This is a genomic window from Fulvivirga aurantia (assembly GCF_009711475.1).
GTDB lineage: Bacteria > Bacteroidota > Bacteroidia > Cytophagales > Cyclobacteriaceae > Fulvivirga > Fulvivirga aurantia.
In genome coordinates this window covers 1-2,210 of sequence record NZ_SMMD01000383.1, presented here as the reverse complement: position 1 = coordinate 2,210, position 2,210 = coordinate 1, and the positions used below count along the sequence as shown (strand labels likewise).

Sequence of the window (2,210 nt, the reverse complement as noted above, 5' to 3'; positions counted from 1 at the left end):
TCATCGGCACACTCCTCTTCCAAAAAACCAGCCTGACCAAATAACAAAGCCTCCACTTGATTAGGCTGATCAGCATGTTTCTTTAGAACCTTAAAGGGTACCGATTGAGCTAATTGAAAAAAGGGTTCGGCATTAATTTTAAAGCCATAATTTTTAGCCAGTAGCTGAAATGTAGTTTCTTCCCAGTCACCCTCATTATCTTTCAACAGATTTAATACGTCTTTTGACTTTCTCTCGAGCCTGCTGAATACAGACTTTTCTATCATACTCAGCTTTGAAATGCTGCTTACTTCATGCAACTGACTGGCACACGGTATAGATTCTCCATTTTTAATCAGCTGGGTATATTTCTTTTGCAAATCTAGCGGCACCCTATCCTTTAGCTCAAGGGTTGGCATCGCGGTTTGATCTTCTCGACTTACGGGTTTATCATCTTCCCAAACTACATGCAAAACCGTAGAATTATAGGCCTTATCGGTCTGATGCCCATGCGCATGCCAATCAGATGATTTGTAATGGATCTCAACGTGCCCACGCCACTCTATATCATTAATTTTAATGGTAGCTTCCTTAAAATCCGGGCCGGCATCAGTATTGTAGAAGCCTTGCTTGAAGACATCAAGCGACTCTTTATTTACTGTAAGCAATTCATTTTTATCGAAATACTGATACTGCCAAATATAGTGGAGAAAGGCCTCTGACATGATTTATTTCATGTATTTGTCCATCAAAACGCTCATTTCATTTTGTAGCTCTTTTGCTTTCTTACCAGCTTCTTCGGCAAAATCACTTCCATTTGATGCGTAAATAATGCCTCTGGAAGAGTTCACAAGCAAGCCGCAAAAATTAGTAAGTCCGTACCTGGAAACTTCTGATAAACTACCTCCCTGAGCACCCACACCCGGAACAAGGAAGAAACTATCCGGAGCCATTTCTCTGATTCGCTCCATTTTTTCTGCCTGCGTTGCACCAACTACAAACATCAATTGATCTGGCGTACCCCACTCCTGACATTTGGTTATTACTTTTTCGTATAGAGTAACTCCCGTTCCTCTTTCAGCCATAAGCTGAAAATCGTTGCTGCCTTTATTAGATGTGTGTCCTAATACGATCACCCACTTATCTTCAAAATCAAGAAAGGGCGTTACAGAGTCTTCTCCCATATAGGGCGCGACAGTCACGCTATCAAAACTCATAGATTCGAAAAATGCTTTGGCGTATAACCGTGAAGTATTACCAATGTCACCACGCTTGGCATCGGCTATGGTAAAAATTTCCTTTGGTATGTAATCAATAGTTTTTTGTAGAGACTCCCAACCCTTTGCACCATGTGCCTCATAAAAAGCAATATTCGGTTTGTAGGCTACGCAATATTCATGAGTGGCATCAATAATCTGCTTATTGAATTCGAATATTGGATCTTCTTCTTTGAGTAAATGTTTAGGAATTTTATCGAGGTCTGTATCGAGCCCCACGCAGAGATAGGAGCCTTTTTTCTTGATTTGATCTAATAGCTGGGCTTTGTTCATAATCCCAAAAATAAAAAAAGGCCGCTAAATAGCGACCTTTAATTGATTTCATGTGACTAAAAACTATCTCAAGTCTATCACTTCAACACCAGGGTATTTGCTGGCATCGAATGTGAAGAATGATTCTTTCACATCAACTTTAGAGTTGAAATTTTTGATCGTGTACTTATACTTATTGCCTGTTTTATCAAACATCGTCCAGCTTCTTAAGCTTGAGTCTTTCTTATCGATAAAAAGCTTTATTTTGAAAAACTGTGCGTCCTTATCGTTAGGCACAAGGTCAATGACTGCGCAATTGCCACCGTTGCAAGCTTCATCACCTATGTAGATGTATTTGTATCCATCCTGATAAGCTGTGTAGATTTTTGAAGGAGAAATTTCATCTTCTGAGGGATCATAAGTATCTATGTTCACCTCATTTACATCGGGCAGGTAGGTCCAAACGGTGTTGCCATTGTTAATCACCACTTGCTCGTCTAATGCAAGTTTGTACATATCACCCATTACAGTAATTTCACCACCAAACTCTTCGTTTATTCCATCTACCTCATTGATAAGCGCAGAAGTGATCGTTGCTTTATAGGCAGGTATTTTCTTATACTTTGCACTCATGGCATCCAGTACTTCTCTAGCTTTCTGATCATACTGAGCAAATGCCACATTACCCACAAGTACCAACAT

Annotated in this window: 3 protein-coding genes; all 3 read right to left on the bottom strand. The window is 39.9% G+C overall.

Annotation, left to right across the window (positions count from 1 at the left end; all coding sequences use genetic code 11):
• On the bottom strand, positions 1 to 704 hold a 704-nt coding region (locus E1176_RS02060), incomplete at its 3' end, for a DUF2851 family protein (RefSeq protein ID WP_155208915.1).
• A 3-nt stretch (positions 705 to 707) separates the two neighbouring features.
• Positions 708 to 1,529, bottom strand: a complete 822-nt coding sequence (gene pyrF, locus E1176_RS02055; protein WP_155208914.1) for an orotidine-5'-phosphate decarboxylase — start codon at positions 1,527 to 1,529, stop codon at positions 708 to 710.
• A 63-nt stretch (positions 1,530 to 1,592) separates the two neighbouring features.
• On the bottom strand, positions 1,593 to 2,210 hold a 618-nt coding region (gene lolA1, locus E1176_RS02050; protein ID WP_155208913.1), incomplete at its 5' end, for an outer membrane lipoprotein periplasmic chaperone LolA1.

What these genes read in the sequence shown, in the direction of transcription:
- pyrF (WP_155208914.1), bottom strand. Translation starts at nt 1,529, where the DNA reads ATGAACAAAGCCCAGCTATTAGATCAAATCAAGAAAAAAGGCTCCTAT.